The organism is Ruegeria sp. G5, assembly GCF_056533365.1.
In genome coordinates this window covers 19,040-41,978 of the sequence record NZ_JBQFOK010000004.1, presented here as the reverse complement: position 1 = coordinate 41,978, position 22,939 = coordinate 19,040, and the positions used below count along the sequence as shown (strand labels likewise).

At 52.9% G+C, this 22,939-nt stretch carries 9 protein-coding genes and 2 pseudogenes; 2 read left to right on the top strand and 9 right to left on the bottom strand.

The annotated features are described in order from the left end of the window. Nucleotides 1-2 precede the first annotated feature (2 nt). Together ACR0BD_RS08240 and ACR0BD_RS08235 are read left to right on the top strand one after the other, a co-directional pair. Entirely contained in the window at nucleotides 3-1,730 is a 1,728-nt protein-coding gene (locus ACR0BD_RS08240) for a hypothetical protein (protein WP_480829908.1), read from the top strand. 139 nt (nucleotides 1,731-1,869) lie between these two features. Continuing rightward, nucleotides 1,870-2,106 (top strand): annotated as a pseudogene (locus tag ACR0BD_RS08235) (IS3 family transposase); the annotation flags it as partial. Nucleotides 2,107-2,128: 22 nt separating this feature from the next. On the opposite strand, the gene ACR0BD_RS08230 reads toward ACR0BD_RS08235, so the two are convergent. The 9 genes and pseudogenes from ACR0BD_RS08230 to ACR0BD_RS08190 form a co-directional block, all read right to left on the bottom strand. Continuing rightward, entirely contained in the window at nucleotides 2,129-4,546 is a 2,418-nt protein-coding gene (locus tag ACR0BD_RS08230) for a hypothetical protein (RefSeq protein ID WP_480829906.1), read from the bottom strand. Then, a complete protein-coding gene (locus tag ACR0BD_RS08225; protein WP_480829905.1) occupies nucleotides 4,543-8,919 on the bottom strand; it encodes a hypothetical protein in 4,377 nt (1,458 codons plus the stop codon). The genes ACR0BD_RS08230 and ACR0BD_RS08225 overlap by 4 nt, the downstream gene beginning before the upstream one ends. Before the next feature lie 6 nt (nucleotides 8,920-8,925). Next, nucleotides 8,926-11,094, bottom strand: a complete 2,169-nt coding sequence (locus ACR0BD_RS08220; RefSeq protein ID WP_480829903.1) for an AAA family ATPase — start codon at nucleotides 11,092-11,094, stop codon at nucleotides 8,926-8,928. Further along, nucleotides 11,084-12,484, bottom strand: coding sequence for a hypothetical protein (locus tag ACR0BD_RS08215; protein WP_480829902.1), 1,401 nt, complete (start codon nucleotides 12,482-12,484; stop codon nucleotides 11,084-11,086). Before ACR0BD_RS08215 ends, ACR0BD_RS08220 begins: the two co-directional genes overlap by 11 nt. After that, nucleotides 12,454-13,431, bottom strand: coding sequence for a hypothetical protein (locus tag ACR0BD_RS08210; protein ID WP_480829901.1), 978 nt, complete (start codon nucleotides 13,429-13,431; stop codon nucleotides 12,454-12,456). Before ACR0BD_RS08210 ends, ACR0BD_RS08215 begins: the two co-directional genes overlap by 31 nt. Nucleotides 13,432-14,224: 793 nt before the next feature. Then, a complete protein-coding gene (locus ACR0BD_RS08205; protein WP_480829900.1) occupies nucleotides 14,225-14,809 on the bottom strand; it encodes a hypothetical protein in 585 nt (194 codons plus the stop codon). Nucleotides 14,810-14,816: 7 nt separating this feature from the next. After that, nucleotides 14,817-15,437, bottom strand: coding sequence for a M23 family metallopeptidase (locus tag ACR0BD_RS08200; RefSeq protein WP_480829899.1), 621 nt, complete (start codon nucleotides 15,435-15,437; stop codon nucleotides 14,817-14,819). Between the two features lie 587 nt (nucleotides 15,438-16,024). After that, complete coding sequence (locus ACR0BD_RS08195; protein ID WP_480829898.1) at nucleotides 16,025-17,062, bottom strand: DUF3800 domain-containing protein; 1,038 nt, start codon at nucleotides 17,060-17,062, stop codon at nucleotides 16,025-16,027. 134 nt (nucleotides 17,063-17,196) lie between these two features. Further along, nucleotides 17,197-22,815: pseudogene (locus tag ACR0BD_RS08190) on the bottom strand (RecQ family ATP-dependent DNA helicase). Nucleotides 22,816-22,939: the final 124 nt, after the last annotated feature.

Below are 22,939 nucleotides of genomic sequence, written 5' to 3'. Positions count from 1 at the left end.
AGATGACAGGCTTGGTGTTCAAAAAGCTCTGGATAGTATCAAAGCTCGAGAAAGCCGCGAAGATAGTGAGCTTTCAGTCCGGAACGAACATTCTGACGGGGGAGAATGATGTTGGAAAATCGACGCTAATCAAGTCCCTCTATCATTCCATTGGCGCCGACGCGCCTCAAATGAACAATACCCGGTGGAAACGAGCTAAAGCGTTTTACTGTTCTAAAATTGTGCTGAATGGCACAACTTACTTTATTGTTAGGGACGGAAAACACTTTGGTGTCTTTGATGCTCAGAAGGGCATGCTTTCAAAGCACAGTGGTATCTCGACGGAAGGGGGCATCGCTAGTTTTATTTGTGAACAACTGAATTTCAATATTGAACTGGAGAAGAGCGCGGACGGCAAGTTAGGGCGAGCTGGACCAGCATTCTACTTTCTTCCATTTTATGTTGATCAAGACGCTGGCTGGGCAAAGAGTTGGGAGTCGTTCAGCGGGCTTCAGCAGTTCACTTCTTATCGCAAGAACATGATCGAGTATCATCTGGGTATACGTCCGCAGAGCTACTACGATGCCAAGAAGAAAGAGATGGAATTCTTGGAGACAAGGTCAGCTCACCAAGCCGAAAGAAAGGTTCTGTCTACAGCGCTGGCCACTTTTCAGAAACGTTCCTCTCAAATCCAAGTCAACCTTGATCCCGTGGCCTTCAAGAAAGAGTTGGACCAGCTGGTCGACTCTTACAATCTGCAGAGGGCACGACAACAGGATGCTCTTGCTAAGGTCAAAGATATAAGGAACGAACGAAATGCGATTGATACCGATATAGCGATCCTTCGTCGCTCAATATCAGAGCTGACTGCCGACTACGAGTATGCTGCACGGCTGGAGACGCCCGACATTGTGGGATGCCCCACATGCGGAACAGAGTTCGAGAATTCATTTCAAGAGAGGTTTGGACTGCTGGATGACGTGGACTATTGCCGAGGAATTCTAGACCAGCGTCAGAAAGCCCGTATCGAAGTTTCTGAGAAGCTCGATGCAGCAGAACGCGAATATAGATCGGTTGGGCAAGAAACCCACGAAATGGAACTGTTACTCAATCGAAAAAAATCGGAAGTGACCTTGCGCGACATTGTTGCTTCAGAGGGCAACAAGGAGATGGTCGTCTCTCTCAGAGCAGACATAGTTGGTAAAGATGAGTCAATCGAAGAAGTTCAGAAAGCGATCGATGGGCTAAAGGCTGACTTGAAGCTGGACTCAAAGAGGAAAAAGGAGATCCTCGAATATTACCAGTCGCGTATGAAAGAATACTTGAATGCTCTCAACGTATTAGTTTTGGAAGAAAGCGATTATGCGGAGCCAACTAGAGTAATAAAGAATAACGCTCTAGGCAGTGATCTCCCTCGTGCTTTGCTAGCCCAATATTTTGCACTGCTGCACACAATGAAGAGATTTGGCGGCACCAAAGTCTGCCCACTTATCATCGACTCGCCGCAGCAACAAGAGCAAGACACCAGCAACGTGGGCGCGATTTTCAAGTTCATTTTCTCTAAGGCGCTTGATGGTCAGCAACTCATTCTGGGAACGATTTCCACAGAAGCTGTGCCAGATGAAATCATTCCGAAAAGTGCGAACCATATCGTTCTCTCCAACGAAAAGTACTCAATCTTGCGACGTGATCAGTTTTCTGAAGCAATCGCTGACATCGGCGAAATGCATGAACTACTGCTATCGAAGTAACCATATCACCGATGTATATAAGAACCAAAAAATTCAAACTTTTGAATGAGTTGATCTGTCGTGCTCTGTCATTCCGCTGACCTGATCCCCTGAAATGTCCGGCCTTTTGGGTTAGCCTGTTCTCCAATTGAGGAGACAGACGATGAGCCGTCGGGGCAATTGCCATGATAACGCTGTCACCGAGAGCTTCTTTCAGCTCCAGAAGCGGGAGAAGGTCAGACGCCGGAAATACCGGACGCGCGAGGAAGCAAGGCAAGACGTCTTTGAATACATCGAGCTGTTCTACAACCCTAAACGCAAGCACACGAACAACGGCATGCTGTCGCCGGTTGACTTCAAAGAAAGACAGCTCAAACTGCAAAAGGCAGGTGTCTAGAAAACTAGGGGCACCTCAGACATCAACCACGTCGTGACCTCGTTCTAAGGACAACAAGGTAAATGGCGTAGGCTACAAGCAGTATTGAGAGCACGACCAGGGTAAATGACGATGAAGCAATGCGAGCTTGCATCAACATATCGGCAGTGACGAGCGATGGAAAAACGTCTTGCGAGGGGCCGGAAGCCACCAATTCTTCCTCGGCGGCCTGTGCAGTCGCACCCGCCGCCCGCATTATTGCAATCCATAAAGGAAAGAAACGTGCCTCGTCCCAAGTCGGTTCATAGAGCTCTGTTAGGGAAGAGTCCGCGCTAAGCTGCTGCTCGTCTTTCCAATCCGGGGTACAACTCGCATCGAGAAAAAGCCCTTGAAGAAACGGGTCGAGGTCAAAGAACCATACTATGATTTCGCCACTGCCGTCAGGATACGGCCCCAGCGAGATCTTCCATATCAGCGGGGCAATACCTCGTGGTCGCACACCGAAGTTGTTCTCCTCGTGTTGTTGAGGCAGCGCGGAAAATCCAACCGGACGCGCCCCCGGATGGGCTAGAGTTGCCGATTGTGGCAGTTCCAGCCCAGTATTGATTTCAGAGGTGGTCGTAAGCGGAGCGCTGCGTTTTGGTACCAAGGGCAAAGCGATAATCGGACGAATACCCGCGAGCTGGACTTCGTTCGTGAAAGCAACAGGAAACAAAGGCAGACCATGATACTTTCCACCCACCGCAAGCTCAGCCGCAAGATCAGTATCTCTGTTTCGATTAATCGAGATTTCCGTTACTACTCGGTCCCACGCAATGGACTTGGGGTAGATCCAAAACCCAAAGGTACTTGGTTGGTCTTCGAAAAGGCGAAGCGTGATATTTGGTTCTGCATTTCCAACTGAGTATGAGATACCGCTTCGCTCATCCAATGCTGCTCGAAACGCGCGAATGCTCGCAGTGCTGCTGACTGGGCTGCCTGGTTGCAACAAGCAGGCCATTGTGTTTTCCAGCGCCACGGGGCTCGCTTCTGCGGTCAAGTTTACGTTTACGGTCGCTATGTCCTCGACTGGGGCTATCAATGGAACGATTGCCGATTCCATTGGGAATTCTAAGCGCACGCGCAGGTTTACTTCGTCGGCTAGTGGCCCCTCAAGCCTTAGGGCAAGCATTAGTCCGTCGCCGTTGCCTAGCGTGGTTGCGGGGAGGCAATCTCGCAGGTCCATGCTGTCGACAATCGGGGCACCGGCTACGAAATCGCATGAAAAACTCAACCTGTTGCCCGCTAGGTCCTCGATATATACTTGCCAGTCGCCCGGCTCCGCGCCAAAACGCAAATTGGCATAAATGCGTGTGATGTCGGTAGCATCACGCTGTTTCCAAGGACTCCCAACTATTGAGATCAGGTTTGATGCTGAACCGGTGGAGCCTTCAAAAACACTGAGGCCGACGGGACGACCGTGAGCGGTGTTGCCCGTATCAATCAAGTCTTCTTGAAGGGCACGCCAAGGGTTAATGTCGGCGCTCCGATCGGTGCGGATGTGGCGTTCCGCCAAAACTGCCACAACGTTACCCTCCGCCACTAGTAACCGTAATATCGCTATCTCGACAGCTTCGATGAGTTCCAATGGCAGATCACGACGAGCGGGCGGAAAATCAGGAACTTCGGCAGCAGCAAGCCTTATTGGTCTTGTTCGATTGAGGGCCTCCGCGATGGCTTCGGATGCAATTCTGGCAACTGCATCGGAATCGTTGAAGTCAACACCTGCTCGCGCAGCGACGATCCGATCCAACGCATCCTCCACTACCGGCCGAACATCGTAGAAGTCTGAGCGAGTGACTAAATGCCACCATGTTGCCTCTGCCTGCGCTAATCTTGACAACCGTCCCCGCGTCGACAACTCATTTTGTTCTACTACATCGGGATCAGAGAACGAGGGCGAGCCGGGTTGATTTGCGATTTCTTCATTCCAGCGTGCATTCCAATCCTCGGGGCGGATCAGTTCAGCAGCATCTTGAAGTAAGGCTTCCCCAATTGTCTTGGCAATTTCTGCGTTGCCGTCCGCTGGTTCAAACTGACCAGGTTTGGACGCGTTGTAGCAAACAGGCGGCTCCGAATTTTGACCAGAGGCGGCCGCAGCTAAGGTTGAAGATAGGCAGGCAGATTCCACTCGGTCCGCTTCGAAAAGAATTGCTTGAGAACGAAGTACAAGTGTTTTGGGTGGCGCAACCGGGTAGAATAACAGCGAAAAGCCTAGAAATAACCCGGTCGGGATCACCAGTACGGCAAGTGGTGCCAAGCGCTTGAGAGTGCCTTTCGAAGACGCCGCTCTTCCAGACGGGCGCACCGTCCAGGCATAGCTTACGACTATGAAACAGAGGAGAAGTGCCAACAGCGCCCATCCGAAGGGCAACCAAGGTTTCATGGACCAAAGAAAGAGGGTTTCGCCAAGGCTTGTCATTTCATGAAGCCCTTCTCGTTGAGGCGATCAAGCAATTCCTGCGTTGTCAGGCTACAATCTAGCACCACGACCGAAACTTGCCGCCGAGCGAGACGCACGATTGATGTTTCCAGCTTAGCGTCGCGCGCTGCAATCAATTCTAAGGGTGCGCTTTCGCTGTCGTCTGTGAACGATCCGTCAATCGGATCGCGAGACAGGCCTATGTTATCGCGATCGTCCGGCGAAGTAACAACAGCGACGCGCAGTTTCCCACCGTCAGCCATGAGCTCGGCTGACATCGCGTCCACTTGTGTTTCGTTGAAAGAAAGCCCGTCGCAGATGAAGTAGATTAACCGACCTGACAAGGGCTCGTTTTCTAGGTCTTCGATGGGAGAATTTGAAGTTGGCGTCTTGGCAAGCGCGGAATTGAGAAGCATCTCCGTTTCATCTGGAGTGGCAACCTGAGTGGCTTCGTCACCTAACCTCAGAACGTGGGCTTGACCGTCCACGTTGACAACAGAATGAGCCAAGAAGGAACCTAGACGTGCCGCGAACGCCGTCTTGGCTGGCGCTCGACGAGCCGAGGGCGTTTGAAGAGCGCCGTTTCCTTCAATCACTACGAGGACGTCAACGGCTTCGGATGCCGTTTTGAGATTGACCTCTGGAAGACGCGCAGGAATGTTCACCTGGTGTGCCAAAAGCGGGTACAAGCTTGCCAATCGCATGGCGCTACCGGAGTCGCCGCTCCGCCAATTCCGTATACCTGCTGGTAAGCCTGCACGGTTGATGGCGGCTGGGTTGCCCGGATGAGCACCCCATTCCGCGAGTCCGGCCAGCAAGTCGAAAAGTGGTGCTCTACCTTCCGGGCGGGTGAGCAAAGTGTGTTCTGGACGTTTAAACGGCACAAGGCCCGCTACCCATCTCCACCCGCGTGAGCTGCGTGCAGCCGGGCTAAATAGAAGGATAACAGTCGCTAGCATACCGAAAACTGCGAAGGAGCGCGGGTCAAAACTCAGCAATTCAGGTTCCACGAACGCGGTTCTTCGTAGCTCAGATCCTGACGGAGCCGGAAGTCCGGGGAAGCTGACCGCAAAGGTCTCGGCAATAGGACGCCAGTCACCTTCCAAGTCATGGATTGCCAAGGTCAGTCTTAGCAGCCCCGCCCGCGCTCTAGTCGGCAGTACGCGCAGAATGGCTTCACCTGTTTGTGGATTTGTCGATGCAAAATGAACTGGCAGTTCTTCGCCATCAATTTGAGCACTGGGAGCCCAAATCCACGTCTCTGAAGGAGACGCTTGCACAGCCACCCGTAAAGCGCCAGTGTTAGCCTCGATCGACGCAGAAATCACTCTCGGCTGGTGGATCGGTCTATCGACTTGTGCACCGTGTTGAAACCAAGATAGCAGCTTCAGACCGCCTCGCTCTTGAGCTGGGACAGTCTCATTGGGATTAAGTGCCGCCCGGGCAGTGAAGTGTCGCGGTAGTGTTTGCCGCCCGGTCTGCTGCAAAAAGCATTGTCCGTGAACAACGAGAGCTGCATTGAGCTCGATGGCCGCCGGCCCTGCACTGAGAAGAGTGGATAGGTAACCACCTCGGATATCTGTCTGCACAAGGTCTCGAGCTATTGGTGAAAACCCAAGCGCAGTAACGCGACCAAGCTCCAATGGCGATGAATATCCGATTTCCTCGCCGGAAAGCAGTCGCCAGCGCGCTGAAACAAATGGATCATTCAGAGGCTGGAGAATAGCAGTCTGTTCTGGCGTAGAAGTTAATCGGTTGAGCGGTCCGCGGAAGTCCGCTGTGCTGTCAATTGCGCAACTTCCATCCGAATAAGGAATCAGACCGCTGATGCCGCTACCAGGTAAGACTGGCGCAATTGCACATGCTGCGTTCCTAGCGAACAAATCACCGTCACCGATCGCCATACCGCTAAGTCGAGGGTTGCCAGACCAAGAGAGGTCAAGTGTGGTGTGGAGCTCCGTCGCGACGTCTGTCATGTTGCCAGATGGATCATTCAGAGTTGTTCCAGGCAGCAAAGAAACTGAACCTGCACTAGCGGACAGAGTATCAATTTCAGCCACAACATCAGAAAGCGACATCGATACCAACTCAAGCTGGTTCACGACCTCTGGATCCGCTCCCAGCCCGTAAGCATCAGCAACTGGAACGACTATGACACGTCCCCCGGACCCAGTGAAACGCCGCAGCCGCGCTGCGAAATCCGCGCGATTAAACGGCGAAGGAGCGCAGCCCGGCAACGTCGGAACCAATTCTTCAACCGAAGCGAGGCTAACATGCGCGTCCTCGTCGGCCATCAAGAGAATTGCGGATCTGGGAGTAGTGAAATTAGTGTTGGTCTCACCACGGCGTTCAAGCTCAATCAGCGCTTGGTCAAGTCTTAAGACTGGTCCACTACATGCCAAGTCACGGACGTAACCTGTGTCTTCCCTGAAGTCATTTGTTATCGGAAGCGTATGAGTTTGGACTATCGCCCGCAGTCTATTGGTCGGATGAATTGGGTTACCTGCGCGAAGGTTTTCAAGGTTGGGTGCTCGCGGGCGCTCACTAAGTTGCTGCCACCAAGCTAGCCCACTGTCTCCGGAAAATCCTTCACCTACTCGACAAAGGGAAGGAACGGTCGTGCCGCCGCTTGTATCGATAGTTGCCGCACCCAGAAGCCCGAAATCAACAAAAGAGCGCAAGAGGTCGCCTTGTGCTTGCCAACCACTAGGCAAACCGTTGCCCTGCATACGCAACACGTCGCGTGGCGACTTTACTATGTGCAGCCTCACCTCGTTGCGCATTTGAGGTACCGGTGCAAGAGACGGAACCCAGTTGAGCAGTGTTGCTGATGTGTCCGAATGCATCGGTGCACCAACCATCACATCGAGCGCACCTGATTGTACTTGTTGGGAAATGCTTGTTGGCAGCGCAGAATCTAAGGAAATCAACTCGGCATCACCTTGTCCCAGAACCACAAGTCGACGCGTTCGGTCGATGCAACTACCAAATCTGACTACATTTGTCAGAACCTCAGTGGTTCCACGGAACCAGCACCGCTCCGTACGCTCCAAGCTTTTCGACGATATTGTAGAACATCCCGGGCCACTGCACTGCGGCGGAGTAAGCTCAGCAAACAAGGCCTCCAGCACTCTGGTTGCTCCAACGTCGCTGATTAGACCGAGTCCAGCCCCGTTTGTGTTAAGCGCCCAACCCGCTGCAACATGGCGATCAGCAAACTGGTTAGTTGGGTCAGGCGAGATCAAGGTAACCCCTTCGTTTCGCACAATAGGGAGCAGCTTTGTATTCTCGGTGGATATCCATCCACCGGATGAGAGTTTGATTTCTGTCCAAGCAGTGAAGCTCATCCAATCTCGTGGTGCATCAGGGCCGGTACATCCAGGGCGACGGAAGAAGTCGGACCCGAAAATTGTCAGTCTCGGCGTGGGACCAGTTGTGCTATCCACGGTTGCCGTAGCTTGACCACTTCCGGTAAGATCGAGGGCATTCGCGGTACCGTCCGTGCCCGTGAGGTCAAATCTCAGTTCGAACGGATCGCCCATTGGTTCTTGCCTTAGCACGCAACCAGCGGGGAGCTCAGTGGCAGCAAAATTGAACTGGTACTTGACGACTACTTCGCGCGCCTCAACGAGTCGTTGGTCCAGAACTTCGATCCGAAATGCTAGTGATTGTCCTTCCTCGCTTATTAGCGGAGGCACAATGTCTAAACGAAAATCCGCGGCCCGTGCAGTGCCATACTGCCTATCAAAAATCTGTGGCTGACGACCGTCGTCTAACTCCATTTGCGTTGGCAGGGCTTCGCTTGGAGAAATCGCTCCCCCAGGCGGATACGCAAATACAATTCTGGGTCGCTGAGCCCAGCTACGTGGCCAACTTAAGAAATGCCGTGGGCGCCCTGAGTCAAGCCATCTTCTCGCTTCTTCTTCAACGTGCTTACGAGCGGTTCTCTTTTGTTCCGGATCTTGCGTATCATCCGGATTTTGCGCAATCTGCTGGAGCAATTCAACTGGCAGTAGACCATCAAAATTACTGGTGTCACAAGTCTCGTTCTCCGAAACAGGGTATACCAGAAGGCCCAGATCCTTTAGTGCGCCAGACGCATCGTCCAAGGCCCCAATGTCGTCCAGAAAAGTTGCTTCGTCGATGACACCGCACTCGGCGACGACCACGACTTGGAATGGGAGGCGAAGTGAGCCAAGCCAACCCAAACTAAAAAAGGAACATACGATTGGCAAAAAAATTGCGGCTGTCATCAGACGGCGGCGATGGATTGATGGCCAAAAAGCAGTGGCAAAAACGATTAACGCAGCCAAAAAAGCAAGCGAAGAGGCAAGTTGCCAAGCCTGCAAATGGAGAAGGTCGAAATCTGCCATTGATTTCTAGACCTCGCCGTTACCTCGTACTGCTGCATCTGGATTCGAGGTGCTCGAGACCTCTTTGAGATCTGGCAAGTGAATGGCGACAAAGCTCGCAACTCTTCGGCTTGCTCTTCGAGTTCTGGTTCCTCGATCCGGTCGCATTGCCATGCTCTCAACCATATCGCCCGCGAAGATCATTGCTGAACTTCTAGTTTCCTTAGAGATCTGCTCGTTCTGGTGAAGTTTCTCCAGTAACCCGCAAAGAGCGTCACAGGGATCAAGCCCTACATGTTCGGTTTCCAACCAAACTCGATCCAGAGCGTTGAACAGGTTGATCATTTCATGTCTGGGGAGGCCCGAAAGCTCGGAGAGTTCAAGGCTTGCAAGCAAATCGCCTTTCTCCACTTCCATGACTCCGTCAGCCACGAACAGGTGGCCGCTAAGGGTGTCCGCAAAGGTGTCCGAGAAATGGGCCGCTTCACTGATCAGATCATTTAGAGCATCTTGTTTTTGCTTGGTTATCTTGAGCGTGCCAGCCAACCAAGCAAGAGTATTGCGCGCGTTTGCCGAGGATAAGAAAAGCTGTTCATCATGAATTTCAGCCACTCTGGTACTTAGCAGGGCATCCTTTATCATCTCCTTGATCAAGGCCTGACTCTGTCGACCTTTTGGCGAAAGAGATATCGAACTAATAAATTCCTCCCACTGCTTGACTTCGCTATCTTTTACGACGCCGTAATTCAGGAAGGTTGCGCGTATTGAGTCAGCCTCAAGACCATCCTTCATATGTTCTGCAATCTTCGTCAAAGTGTTGAGGTCGTCGATATTCCGCCGAAGCAGAGCATCGAGAGCAGGGCTATCTGCAAGCATGATTTCGGACACCAGAACTTGAAGCGCCTCTTCCTTGCGACGGGTATTGTCAGGCCTCGTGGCTGACGAGAAATTATCTTGTAGCTTGTGGGAAAGAACGGTGACGGCACAGGAAACAAAGTGCCGGGCCTCTGCCTGAGCCTGCGTTAGCTGGCGAGCTTGTGCTTCGTTTCGGGCAGCGACAGAAGCGGCGACCATCCAGTCTCCCAGCGCACGCCCATCCGGTCCGAAATGGCAAAGCTCGTTAAGAGTCGACATTGCCTGCCGCAGCCGGGGAGTAAGCGCCGCCATCGATATTAGAAGCGACCTGCTGTCACTCGAGAGATAGTCAAAACCGGGAACCGCGTCTGCGTTTTCTCTAGGGGGTATTCCCCAAGCGGCCAACGTTACTGCCGCGGCTCTTCGAACCAGCCATGCTGGCGGAGCAGCAATGCTGAGTTCTGCTGAGCCAAGACCAACATTCTTCTCACTACCCACGATACGTTCTGATACCGCTGGAGCGATCCGATCTGTGAGCACGTCTATTCGAGGACTGAGCAGCCGGTACTGTCGTCCAATTCGTGCCGACAGTGGCGGGCTCAAGGTACGCGCCGACGCATCATAGCCCGGCGGGTTCATTGTCATCAGGACAACCACAGGGAGTGTAAAGGTCTCTCCTGCCATGACCACCTGCCCCTCTTCCAACAGAAGCAGCAGGCTATCCAGCACCCCATCCGAGAAGCGATTGACCTCGTCGAGAAACAATACGATTCGTTGATGCGCTGCCAATTGGTTGCTGCGGTCAATCTGGCCATTCTCGTCGAGACCGTAGCAAATTACATTCCGGTCGGGGTCCGTTACCGGGCGACCGAGCATATCGGGCTCAGTGCTGCGCTCTGCGAAGGTGAAAAGTGGTGCACTCTTACGTTTTGGCAGAACTGTCTTTCCGTCGTTGACGACCAGCGTCATGTCGTCTTCGAATAAGTAGTCCCTGGGTAGTTCCTTGTTTCCTTGGACCTTGATCCAGCCGCGCGGAGGCAATAAACCTTGCTCTTCGGCCTTCTTGATGGCCTCGCCGATACAATAAGACTTCCCGCAACCTCTTGGACCAGCGACAGCAACATGCTGCCCGCACGCTATTGCCCCGGTGATGGAGGCTATCAGGTCCGGCCCCGTCTCGAAGAACCTGTTCGCGACAGTTCGTTCAATGGGATTTCGCAACCGAGGTTTCGCCGTTAGCCACGAAACAGCTTCGCGCATCGACGTCTTTATTGGATCGACGCCGCGCAAAAATTTCACATGCCCTTGATGAGCGCCACTCCGCATTGAGTTATCCAGCATCGAGCACCTCCATAATTGACCGGAAAATCTGTCTAGCCGAATCTCTCCTGCCTTGATCTTCGATTAAAGCATCTATACAGCTTGTCACTTCCTCTCCCAGCTCGTGCCTTACTGCTGTGAAGTTGTTTAGAATCGTGCCCTCCAGACTTGAAACGAATTCAAGCATTTCATCGTCGGTTTCTTTCAAAACGACGAAAAGGCACATTGCATGGGCGGGGTCTCTTTGCAGCGCGGAAGCGATTGTGTCCACATCAGCCTCCCCCCCGACTTTTTGTTCTAGCGTGACCAGTTGGATTAGCTCCCAGTACAACCGCGCTCTTGGTGCTGCCTCAAGCTTGGCTGCTTCATTGGCAAGTGTTTGACCGCCCTCTACGACGTCGTTGTTCTCAAGAGCACTTTGAATTTCAGTTGTAGTGATACTTACGCCACCAAACCCGAACCCGATGCCCCCAAGAATTTGATTGAGTAGTTCAGGCAAGAGGCCAAGCCTGTACTCGCGTGTTACCGTTTTCGTGTTTTCCGGAGGAGAATCTGGATCTGAATCACCCTCATCGTCGCCCGGTTCCGGCGTAGGTCGATCTTCTCCTTCGCCGTCTGGTTCGCTCGCGTCAGGAGATGGAGAAACTGGGACGCTGGAATCTGGGACAGTCACCTGTGTTGTTGATGGGTTACCTGGCGCTTCTGGACCAATCACCACACGAACGTTTTCAACAGGGCCCTGAATAGCGTTAACTAGATCGTCGACTAACATCTGGTCCTGCGTCTTTTCAGGTTCATCTTCGGCACCGGCATCACGATAAGATCGAAAGTTGTCGATAGGAGCTGTACGTTCGTCTATGGGACATGTCCCGTTGACCGACTTTGCCGCTTCAAGCAAACGCCCTCTTGGGCCGGCCTCCAAAGCCCCAAAGGTACCTATCGCCCTTGCTTCATCGACTTTCATGGCCAGATGTTCTATTGCGGAAGCACAACGTTCTGCAGTGGACTGGCCAGACCTGCATTGATCCATCGAAGAAACGACCGTTCCATCATCACATTTAAGTGTCTCCTGAGTCTCACCGACCAAAAAACCAGCCATACCGACAGTGATAAAGACACATAGAATAGATGAAATGCGGATCTTCGGACCTATGAAGACACCGTCGATTTTGTCATGCCCGCGATTGATGCCAACGATCAGCGCAATAACAGCAGTACCTAACCCCGCTCCGAGCAGTATCATGTATGTGCGAAATTCAAGGAATTCCGCCTCACCCTGAACAAGATGAACAATGATTGCAAATATCGCCGCAGCCGCCAAACCAAGCAGAACGCTATCTGCCAGTTGGAAAGCACTAGGTCTTGAGAGCCGCCACATGCTCAACCCGTCAGGAAGAGATTGCGTACGCATCGCAGAGTAGCTGCGGATTGCTCGGATTCCTTCAGAGCCGAGGCAATGAGTGCATCGATTTGGGTTCGAAATTTCGCACTTATCGCTATTCTCGTATCAATCCGGCCCTCAGCAATCTCACTCACTTTCTCACAACTTATGCTTCCGTCCTTTGCGGCTTGAGCGATCTCGGACAGCACGTCCGTTTGCCCGTCTTCGAGACCAGCAGCCTGTCCAGTTGCTCGCACAATCTCCACGATCTCGCCCGACTGCAGGGCCTCAATAATGGGTCGAATTTCTGTTGGAGCTCCAAACTTCTCGAAGAATTCGTAGTCCTCGGGCGTAAGGCTTTCTCCATTGCTCATGCGATCAATCGCGCCTAGACCCTGCTCGAGCTCTTCGGTCGTAATCTCTTTGCCAAATAAACCGCTCAGGAGTGGGGCCAAAGCTGCGCACGCCGCTCCGCCAGTCAGCGCGATGCAGCCAGCCACCATACCAGCCGCCAAGGCCGCATTTGCGAAGTCTTCGTCACCCGTATCTTCAAACTGCTGCTCCTGATTTTCAATGAAGTCTTCGAGTTCCGGTATTGCTTCTTCCGGCTTTTTAAATTCAGATAATTCATTGTTATTCCTTAAACGGTCTATAATTTCATCAATAAGTTCTTGATCTACACCACTGGAAACCAAGGCCCGCTCGGACTGGTCTATCGCGTCGCCCACTACTTGTTTGGCATCGGGTTCTTCTTCGTCGACGATCGTTGTCTGGTTCGCGACATCCGCAACGAAGAAGCAGCTGTTGGGTATGTCCAGCCGAACGCGTCCCTGCCCTATGTCACCTCGGTACTGACCTTCAATCTCGACTGATTGCAGTTCTTGCCCGCCAGACGTGATGATCCCCCCAACCTTGCTTAGACAGGAGGCATTCAAAGTAGTGCCTGTCGTTTCCTGCGCCAGCACGGGTGTGTACAAGACTTGAGATAGGACGACTGCACTAATTGTTGCCGATCGAACCGTAAGTCCCACCGTAGTGTTCTGCAAAACGCCTACTCTTTTCACTTTGATTTCTCCCCCATTTTCTTCACCCAGTCGACTTCAATCTAATTTTCGAGGTCCGGAGATCTGCGCGTGACCTGCAGCCGAAACCAGTTCTCCGGTTTAGGGCTGCCCAGAATTTGGACTACTGTCGGACCACCTTGAGCGGTTCCGCGAAGGCTCGTGCATCGAATCCGTTCAGTTTGAAATTTGCCGCTTATTCGAATTCGTCTCGGACCACTTATGTTCACTGTTGCGGCCGTGCTTGATCTACCGAGTTTCACAGTTTCGGCATCAACAGCTTGTGCTCCTGGAATAGGAGGCAGAAATTCAATGAATATCTCAAGTGCGCCGTTCCCGGGATCTTGCCTGTGTTCTATGCGGCAGTCAGAATTCGCGTAGTGTCTGGTGCACTTAGTGCTTCTTAAGAAACGTTTTCGGCAAGTTTCGTGGGAAAACCACCGGTCGCGTTGGTTCCAAAGCCCAACAATCGTATTGCCGGGTGAGCGAAGTACAAACTCAACCTCGTCACCTTCCCGAAGAACCTCAAAGGGGTCGTCTGTTGCATCTGGTGGAACCCGCAATTGCCAACTCGGAATGCCACCAGAAATGCCAGTATGTGCTACTGGTACGTCAATCATTGCTCGAGCTTCATCTGCACTTGTTTTCATCGCACAACAGAAAATAGCGGTGGCGATCCAAAGGCCAGTGAAACACGAGCGGACGTCTTTCATTCATCGACCTCATCATCAAAGAAAATAATGAATGCAGATCCCAAGCTATCATCATCGGCGGTACCACTTGGGAGTGTTCGGCATAACTCACTGGATGGTGAAGCAGATCTAAGTGCACGTAGTTCCACCACCGTATTCGTTTCATGAGAGTCATCCAGCTTAAGCGTGACCATCTCTGGTGCACTCTCCGGCTCGCGAACCGCCTCGTCTATAGCTGAAACCGAGGGAAACACGTGTCCCAAGCAGCCATCGACTAGCTCGGAACCTTCCACGACCTCTTCGCTCTCCAAGACTGTCACCAATCCGAGCTCGAAACCTGCAAGGCTTTCGCCACAGCAGGCAACGATATGGTAGCCCTGCCGGAACCGCACGGGTTCCGACTTTACGGCGATTTCATCATCATTGACCTCGAAGAGCCCAACTTCTACAAAATCGCAATCAACACCTGCCTCTTGCAGGGATGCGCATGGATTGGCTTGGGCACCTGCCAAGGTGGTGGTCACCAGAACACCAATGAATGCCAAAGCCATAGACGGCATCAATCTCGAAGAAAAAATTCTAGAGTCAATCGCGGTGTACATCTCGCACTCACCAACCGTAGAGCTTCATGATGTCGCGTGTGAATTCACGTCGCTTGTCAAGCCCAGCTTGATATGGACCCGCCCATAGTTCGATGTGTAGATGGGTTGGGATCCCCGCAGAGAGGTTGCCGGTTCTACCAATCGTTCCAAGGGCCGCGCCTTGTTCAACATTGTCGCCTGACGAAACCCCTATGGAGTCAAGATGTGCGTACAAGACATCGAACGCACACGGCAAAGCAGGTGGAACGATCGCACTGCCGCGTAGGATCACGAAGTTCCCCAAGTGAGGCGAAGTCCCCGTAGCCGCAATTTCGCCTGGTACTATTGAGCGAACGGTTTCCCCTTGTTCGCCCAGTAAGTCTGTACCAGCATGAAAACGCGTTGTTCCATCCGCGCTCGTTCGTGTTTCGCCGTGGGAACCGACCAAAGGGTTCGCTTCGGCCCTGTAGGGAATTCTCTGAGCGATCCCCCGAACTTGTAAATCGACAGGTGGCACAAGAAAGGTGGCGCGAATGACCTCGAATACATCATCCGGGGGGCAGATCGATGTCCCCGGAGGCAAAGGTTGTAAGTTTCCATATTCGACTTCGGGCGACGAAATCGCCGCTGATCCGAATAGAATAAACATTGCGCAATAGATGAATTTGATTGCGCCGCAATAACACTTTCTCAAACTACTATTCCCCACACACCAATAAAGTGTGCCACTTCAATCTTCAAAAATCAATGGATTTCGTGCTCGCGAAGACGCCAATAAGTTTTAGCGGCCGTGTGGTTGGATCGGAAGCTAGGTTCTAGACTCGACGGTTACAGTCTTCACGAACCGTTCAACATCGCTCCTTTGCCAGCGAAGCCTTGTAGAGAACTGACCGATTTCACCCGTCGCCAGTACGATCACCGCAAGCGTATCGGCAACGGTGCTTGCCTCGGACTTCAAAGGGCTGCGAACACTATCGGAGGCTTGTGGGGATCGGTTCGCATTCGGAGCGGTCCTCTATGACGGCCAAGATGTTGTCCCGTTCGGCGACCGCCTCGCACCGATCATCTCGCGGGCCGTATCACCCGCCCCTTCCCTGTTAGCTTCAAGTTATCGAGGATCAACGGCAAAATGGACAGAGTTAGGTGCGGCCTTTATGTAGCCCTAGCACTACATGCTTATGAGGAACGAAGAGGTCGTGAAGTCGTTTGATGTGAACCGAGTTATTTTGAGTTCGTCTAGCTATGATTGTCGTCGAAGCGGTTTTTCATATGCATGTTCACTATGAGCTCCGACATCCCGCGAGACACATAGTATGGCGTTTCCCGTTCGCTCATTCGCTCTTTGAGTGCGTTGAAACTGGGGTCATCTGAGCGTCTTTGATTGATCCACAAAAGTAAATCAGCGGCTTGTAGGCCGAAGTTTGCGACTGACGGGATGATCTTGAGATTGGCGAGGCCATACTCTGCAATTTCCGCCTCGGGAAAATTTCCGCCGGCGGTTTCATTCATGATTATGCTCCCGAAAGCCTCGTAGGTATCGAGGAGTTCTTTTCGAAACTCGTCTTGCTTGTCATGCAACAAGAGGACCGGTTTGCATCCATTGTCAGATGCGAATTGGTGGATGGCTTGGAAGAGCTGGGTGAACGCAATAACGTTTGGTGAATGTGCTTGATAGCCCTTCTTCTTGGCTGTGGCGTTCATGGTAAATTCGTTGGGTTTTTTTCTCGCAAACTTGAACGCGGCGCTTACAACGGTCTTGAAGGGAGTCGGGTGGGTTGAACTTAAGATGGAGGTTTCCACGGCAGCGAGAACGTCGATTATTTGATCAAAATCATCCTTGAGGTACGCATTCCAAAACTGCTTTGAAGTGTCCAATGACATTGCTTCATCCATTAGCAAGCATAGTATGTGTCTATGCATTTCGTCCCAGTACCACCCACCAGGCACTGCCGTGTTCTCGCCGGGGTCAAATATTAGGTCTACAAGTTTAGTTGGCGCGATATATGGTTTGTGAATCTGCATAAGGTTGAAGAGCCATGTGTTGTTTTCGTCGAGCGCATCCAGAAGACTATGACCTAAATCTGCAAGTTCATGCTGTTGCCATTGATTGGCGTGTAGTCGGTCTACCCCTTTTGCCAAATTGAAAGGTCCAATAACCCCTTCCGATGCTACGCTTACGTCGTTAACGGACAGAATGCTTCCTAAGCGAAACGTTTGATTGGTGTCGAATATATTTTTGCCTGAGTGCCCAGTCTCATCGGTGTATGTATACATGTTTTCTGTCCAATCGTGTCGTGTAATAGTCCGAAATTGGCGGCTGTAGCATTAGGTCGCGACGGATGTTAGGTAACCTGTAAAAGGAAGACCAATGTTGGACGAAGCACAAATCGCAAAACCGTCGTGCTCTCCTAGTCTTCTATGAGTTCGAAATCGTCCCCACTTGACCGCTTTCCGATGCTCTTCTTCTTTTTCGATCGCTTGGGCCGCTTTGGCACGTATTCATCGTTCAATGCACGCTCAACAAGCCATGTCGCAGTGTGCTTAGGAAAGCCCTCACCGTAGTGACGGATCAGATTGATATAGCTGAACTTGAGCGCTGATAACTTGCAGAGTTCGTCGTTGGTGTCTGAATTGCTGACCACCAAGCCGCCACCTTTTGGTGCAAGTTTGATGTTGCTGTCATTTAACCGTTCAGCAAGCTCACCCCATGTCTTCGTGGCGGCGACGGCACTTGCCACGATTTCTCTCAGAATATTCAAGGGGATATCGTCCGCATCGTTCGGTCTTGACGGTTCGACCGCGCCCATCTCAACGCTAATGCGTTCGGAAACATTGTCTATGGGCGTGACTCGGGCGGGATTGCTGACGTTAATCACTGCCGAGGTGCTGCTTGACGAGCTCTCCAATTCAAAGGTCATTTCGGGTAGTACCGTTTCCCAGTTGTCTTGTTTGAGATATTGAACGAAGTCTTTGTCGTTGTCCGTCTTGCTCCAGTGAATGATCGCGCCGACGTGTCCCGACACAAAGACATGCCTTGCTGGGGGTTGCCAGGATTTGGCCATGCGACCCAGCGGTCGAACTTCAAGGTCCTCGAATGTCCATCGACCATCACGTTGGATCAATCTGATCTCATCTCCCACCTTTGCGGCAGCGATGGCACGGTACGCAGGGTGATGTTGACCCAGACGTCCCGCAAAGGACAGATCGACCGACGCTGTGTCCGGCAACTGGTAGTGTTTGACGGTCGGCAATTCTGTGCGGATGTCGGCTGCAATTGGCCGCCGGACAACGCTATCACCTTCCGGCTGTAGGAAGAGGTGTTGGCCTGTGGTCGTCAAGGCCAAGGTCTTTTGCGCACGGGTCATGGCCACATAGAAAAGACGCCTGGGCGCATCCGCATCTTCATTGTCTGACTTCGCTTGCCAGCCACCATCCAGAATGACGACATGATCGAATTCCAGTCCCTTCGCACGATGGGCACTGAGAAGAAGCAAACCGCGTTGATCTCCGCGCGTGTCCCGTGACCACTCAGCCAACCATTCAATCGCATCCAGAGCCGGCATCGTGCCTTTGCCAAGCTCGCGCGCAAGTGCTGCGATGCCTTCGGCGATCATGTCGATCCATCTGTTTCGAGGCTGCTTGTTCAACAACGCAATGATCGCTTCAATCGATAGCAGCCGCCCCGGATCCTGCTGCATATCGGCAATGAGGCTTTGCATTTCCCTCAGGCGCCAGATGCTTGGCAAGGCCTCGTTCGCCAACTCAACCGGTATGTCCAGCTTTTCAGCGTAGGATCGGACCGGGCCCAACCGCTTCCATTCTCGCGCGATGATTGCGGTCCGATCCCATCGAAAATCAGGATCCAGCTTTGATATTCGGACCAGTTCATCAACCGCCGCGATGGCATGACGTATTTCCCCGGCAGCACAGTCCAAAAGCTGAACCCGACCCTGCGCCACGGCGTCATGTTGGGCCATTGCGCCAACAGGGGGGGCTGACTGCCTGCCACGATTGACGGTGATGTCATGTTCGGCCTTCATGCGGTCTTTGCCGGGTCGGATCACAGCATTCGCCGCCGTGATGATGGCCTGGGTTGATCGATAGTTTTCGACCAGGAAGGCGGGGCGTGCGCTGTAGTCTTCATCGAACTTGCGGATGTATTTGATCGACGCACCCTTGAAGGCGTAGATATTCTGATCATCATCGCCAACGGCAAACAGGCTCAGCTTGAGATCGGGATCGACAAGCGAACGTCCAGCGACAGCTGAAATCAACTCGTATTCATGTGGTCCGATGTCCTGATACTCATCGACAAGGATCCAGCGATAACCCTGGATCAGCGCATCCCGCTGCGCCTCGGCATCGCTGGCGCTCAGGCCTTCGCCCTTTAACTGGTCGATCGCCTCCACGATCACGGCATCGAAATCATGGTCATCGGATCGTTGGCCCGCAAAGCTGGCCCCGACCAAACGCATGGCCAAGGCGTGGCAGGTTGAGATTGTCACCCCATTCGCATCATCACCCACCAGATTGCGCAAGCGCGCCTTCACTTCCGTTGCCGCATGACGGTTGTAAGTCAGGACCAATATCCCCCGCGCTTCTTCACGCTTGATCCGCAGCAGATATGCGATCCGGTGGACAAGCACCCGCGTCTTGCCGGAGCCAGGCCCGGCAAGGACAAGAACGCTTGTTTGCTCACGTGCGTCAGTCACAATCTTTTGCTGCGCCGGGTTTCCCAGCACCTCAACAATCGCCTTCCAAGAGGCGCTTGTGGTCTGTCGCTTGATTTCGCGGGTTTTGCCCGGCATCCAGCGATCCAGAAACGCATCATTGTCACTGGTGAAATAGTCGGCTGATAACTTCTGCGCTTCATCTATTTCGACCAAGCCACGTTCTGCGTAAGCTGCCATGACATGCGTCTGCATGGTCTGTTCCGCATAATGCTCTTCGAGCGGCGCGAAATGCGCCTGCGTGAACCGGGCTGCCTCCCGGTTGAGGTAAACGGTCATTGCGGGCCGGAAAACAGTCAGCCCCTTGCCAAGCGTGACGATGCTTTGTTCGTGCAGCCATAACAACGCGCGCTCAAGCAGCTTTGTCATGTCGCGGATGCCGATGGTTTTGAGTTCGATATCTCCGGTGATCACTTGAAGGAGATCACCGACCGTTGTTTCGACCTGAAGGTCCTTGCCGCGCGTGCCGCCGGGCACCAGACCTGTCAAAAATTCAAGCAGGCTCACAGCAGCTTTCCTGCGAACTTCGGCCGTTTGGTCAATGATGCCCCACGACCGATTGAGCGTGACCGATAGCGCATTGCGCGAGGCCTTTCTGATGCTCAGATTTCCGAGCCCGCCGTCTTGCTCTCTGCCATCTCGGGCAATGCCGCGCAGCAGCCGCTCTACAACATCGGGACGTGCGCCTTTATGATCTTTGTCGCGAAGGTGCTGGCACATCTCAGATAAGTGCAGTGAAACAACCTCGGACTGCCCCGTATCGGGCGCAGCTTCTCGCATGACACCGATCAAGCTCTTTTCGAGCTCCGCTGCAGCGGCAAAACGTGCCGAGGAATGCCCCTCAACGCCGACATGTATAAATATCGTGACGGCCATGTCGTTGCGCGCGACCCCAAAGGTTTCCAAGTCTGCCATCGCCTTGTTCAGCTCTTTCGGCAACAGGCCGCTAACTCCACAAAGCTGATCAGTGGAAATACCTTCGTCGGCGGGTGCATCGATCAAATGTTGTACTATAGCCAACAAAGCCTTGCGCCGGGTCTGAGTCATCTGCACCGCATTCAATTTGCGCTCTGCCTCGACGACAGTGCTGACCGTCAACGATGATGGATAAACCTGAACCCGGTTTTCTTCCCGTGAAAGCAGCTTTGCCTCTTCTAGCCAGGACACTGCCGTTTTGACCCGTGTGTCGTCGGTTGTGCTGTCCCGCTGGAAATCCCGGTCCTTTTCTTCCAAGACGATTTCCCCGGAGGTCGCCACGACTTTTCCGGTCTTTCCCGTGCGTTCATCAATCCGCCGGATCGCCTTGAGGATTGCGCCAATCTCATGGCGCGCAAGTCGCGACCGGGCCGACAGTTGAAACTGCCGCTCCACGTCATCGACCGCGTAAAGAAGAACGCAATTTGCATCCTCTCGGTCACGCCCGGCGCGCCCAGCCTCTTGCAGGTAGTTTTAGAGCGATCCGGGAATATCGCAGTGGACCACAAGTCGAATATCCGGTTTGTCGATCCCCATGCCGAACGCATTTGTGGCTGCGATCACGCGTAAATCGCCCACACGAAATTTCTCTTGGATATCTTTCTTTTCATCAGGGCTGAGCCCAGCATGGAAATGCCCCGCTGCCATCCCCTGATGCGCCAGAAACTCGGCAACACGTTCCGTTGATTTCCGGCTGGAACAATAGATGACAGCGCCTGACCGCCCGTCTTGCGGCAGCATCTCTGAAATCACATCATGGACATCACCCAGCTTTGTTTCTCGTCGCGTTGGACGCACGTCAAATGTGAGGTTGTGGCGTGTCGCCCCGCCATCCAATAAAATCAGATCAGAGCCCACACGGCTTTTGAAATGATCCGAGATATCGCGTACGACCTCAGGCTTGGCCGTGGCGGTCAAGCAAAGGATGGGCGCAGTCGCATCGCCGGAGAACTCCTTTATGAAGCGCGAAACATAGCGGTAGTCGGGCCTAAAATCATGTCCCCATTCTGAGATGCAGTGGGCCTCATCAAGAACCCATAGGCCGATTTCGCGTTGTTTTAACGTGGTACGTATCGAGGTACTACGAAGCTGCTCCGGGGAGATAATCAGGATGGACGCATCGCCCATACGGACTTTCTCCAGTGCGTCCTGACGTTCCGGCATGGACATCATGCCATTAACCGTCACCGACGACGAGATGCCAGCGCGCTCCATGCCTTGCACCTGGTCAGACATGAGCGCCACAAGTGGTGATATCACCACGGACAGGGCACCTGTCTTGTCAAATTTGGTTAGCGCCGGGATCTGATAGCAAACGGATTTACCAGTGCCCGTTGGCAGGATACCCAAAACACTGTTCCCGCCCATGGCCTCATCGACGATGCGTTCCTGCAGAGACTGCCCGCTGGCATCTTCTGGTTTTGGTCTGAATGCTTCGAACCCAAACCACCTCTGGAGTGCTGCAACTGGATCATTTTGCTCGACGCACCACTCGCAGCTCGGATTCTTGCAAGAAGTATCGCGGAGATGCCGTACGATGAGAGACGCTTCTTTAAATTGAGCGCGAACCCACGGCGGCATAACGGAGTCGCCACCTGCGACGGAGATCCAAGACAACGCATAGGCCATCGGCCAACCTATGTTTGCGTCATCCAGGCGACCGAAAACCTGTTCAAGACGTTTCTCGCAAACCTTGTTTTTGACCAGACGGCCGATTGCCGCAAGTGCTTCAGGCTGCGTTGGGCTCTCCGTTCCCCTTACGTGACCGAACACCGCGTCAAATCCGGGCGATAGATCCCCTCGCGTTGTGAGCCAGTGATAAGCCAACAAAGCATCGGGGGTGTCTCGGTTGAGCTGATCAAAGGCCTCCAACTGGTTCGCCAAAACCTGAAAGACCAGCTTCGCATCAAGTTCCGGATCATTCAGGTGACCTGCCTGCAATCGCCCGTCCTGGTAGTGTTTGACCAAGTGGTGATAGGGATTGCGCGGAAAGGCGAGCGGGTTCAGCCAAAGTGTATCAATGGGTGCCTGCATGATCCGGGCCAAGCGTGGTCGTCGCGCCAAAAGATGCGCCATATCGTGTTGCAGGAAGTTATGGCCAATTGGATGTACAATGCCATTAAGTGCCTGTTCCAAGCGATCAAACCCCACTTCAATCCGTTCCTCTTTCGAAACAATTGATGGGCTTTGGTCGAATGGAACCGCCGCGAACGCGAAGATCCGGGCCATCTTTGGATTGACTTCTAAATCAATCGACAAACACCGCTTCAAAAAGGCGCGATGCTTCTCAGGCAATGAAGATGAGTTATCTGAGTCAATCATTTAGCAAGATGGAATACAAATCTTAGGATGTGTGCAACTAGAACGTTATTGCTGTCGGATGCAGCTCGAACCGCGCAACGAATGTATTTCAATTGCTTCGTTCGGGCCTAAGTCTGAGAGCGGC

Bases quoted from the DNA above. Each gene is read 5' to 3' on its own strand.
- ACR0BD_RS08230 (WP_480829906.1), bottom strand. From the start codon at position 4,546: ATGACAAGCCTTGGCGAAACCCTCTTTCTTTGGTCCATGAAACCTTGG.
- ACR0BD_RS08195 (WP_480829898.1), bottom strand. From the start codon at position 17,062: ATGTATACATACACCGATGAGACTGGGCACTCAGGCAAAAATATATTC.
- ACR0BD_RS08225 (WP_480829905.1), bottom strand. From the start codon at position 8,919: ATGGCAGATTTCGACCTTCTCCATTTGCAGGCTTGGCAACTTGCCTCT.
- ACR0BD_RS08205 (WP_480829900.1), bottom strand. From the start codon at position 14,809: ATGTACACCGCGATTGACTCTAGAATTTTTTCTTCGAGATTGATGCCG.
- ACR0BD_RS08240 (WP_480829908.1), top strand. From the start codon at position 3: ATGACAGGCTTGGTGTTCAAAAAGCTCTGGATAGTATCAAAGCTCGAG.
- ACR0BD_RS08200 (WP_480829899.1), bottom strand. From the start codon at position 15,437: ATGTTTATTCTATTCGGATCAGCGGCGATTTCGTCGCCCGAAGTCGAA.
- ACR0BD_RS08215 (WP_480829902.1), bottom strand. From the start codon at position 12,484: ATGCGTACGCAATCTCTTCCTGACGGGTTGAGCATGTGGCGGCTCTCA.
- ACR0BD_RS08220 (WP_480829903.1), bottom strand. From the start codon at position 11,094: ATGCTGGATAACTCAATGCGGAGTGGCGCTCATCAAGGGCATGTGAAA.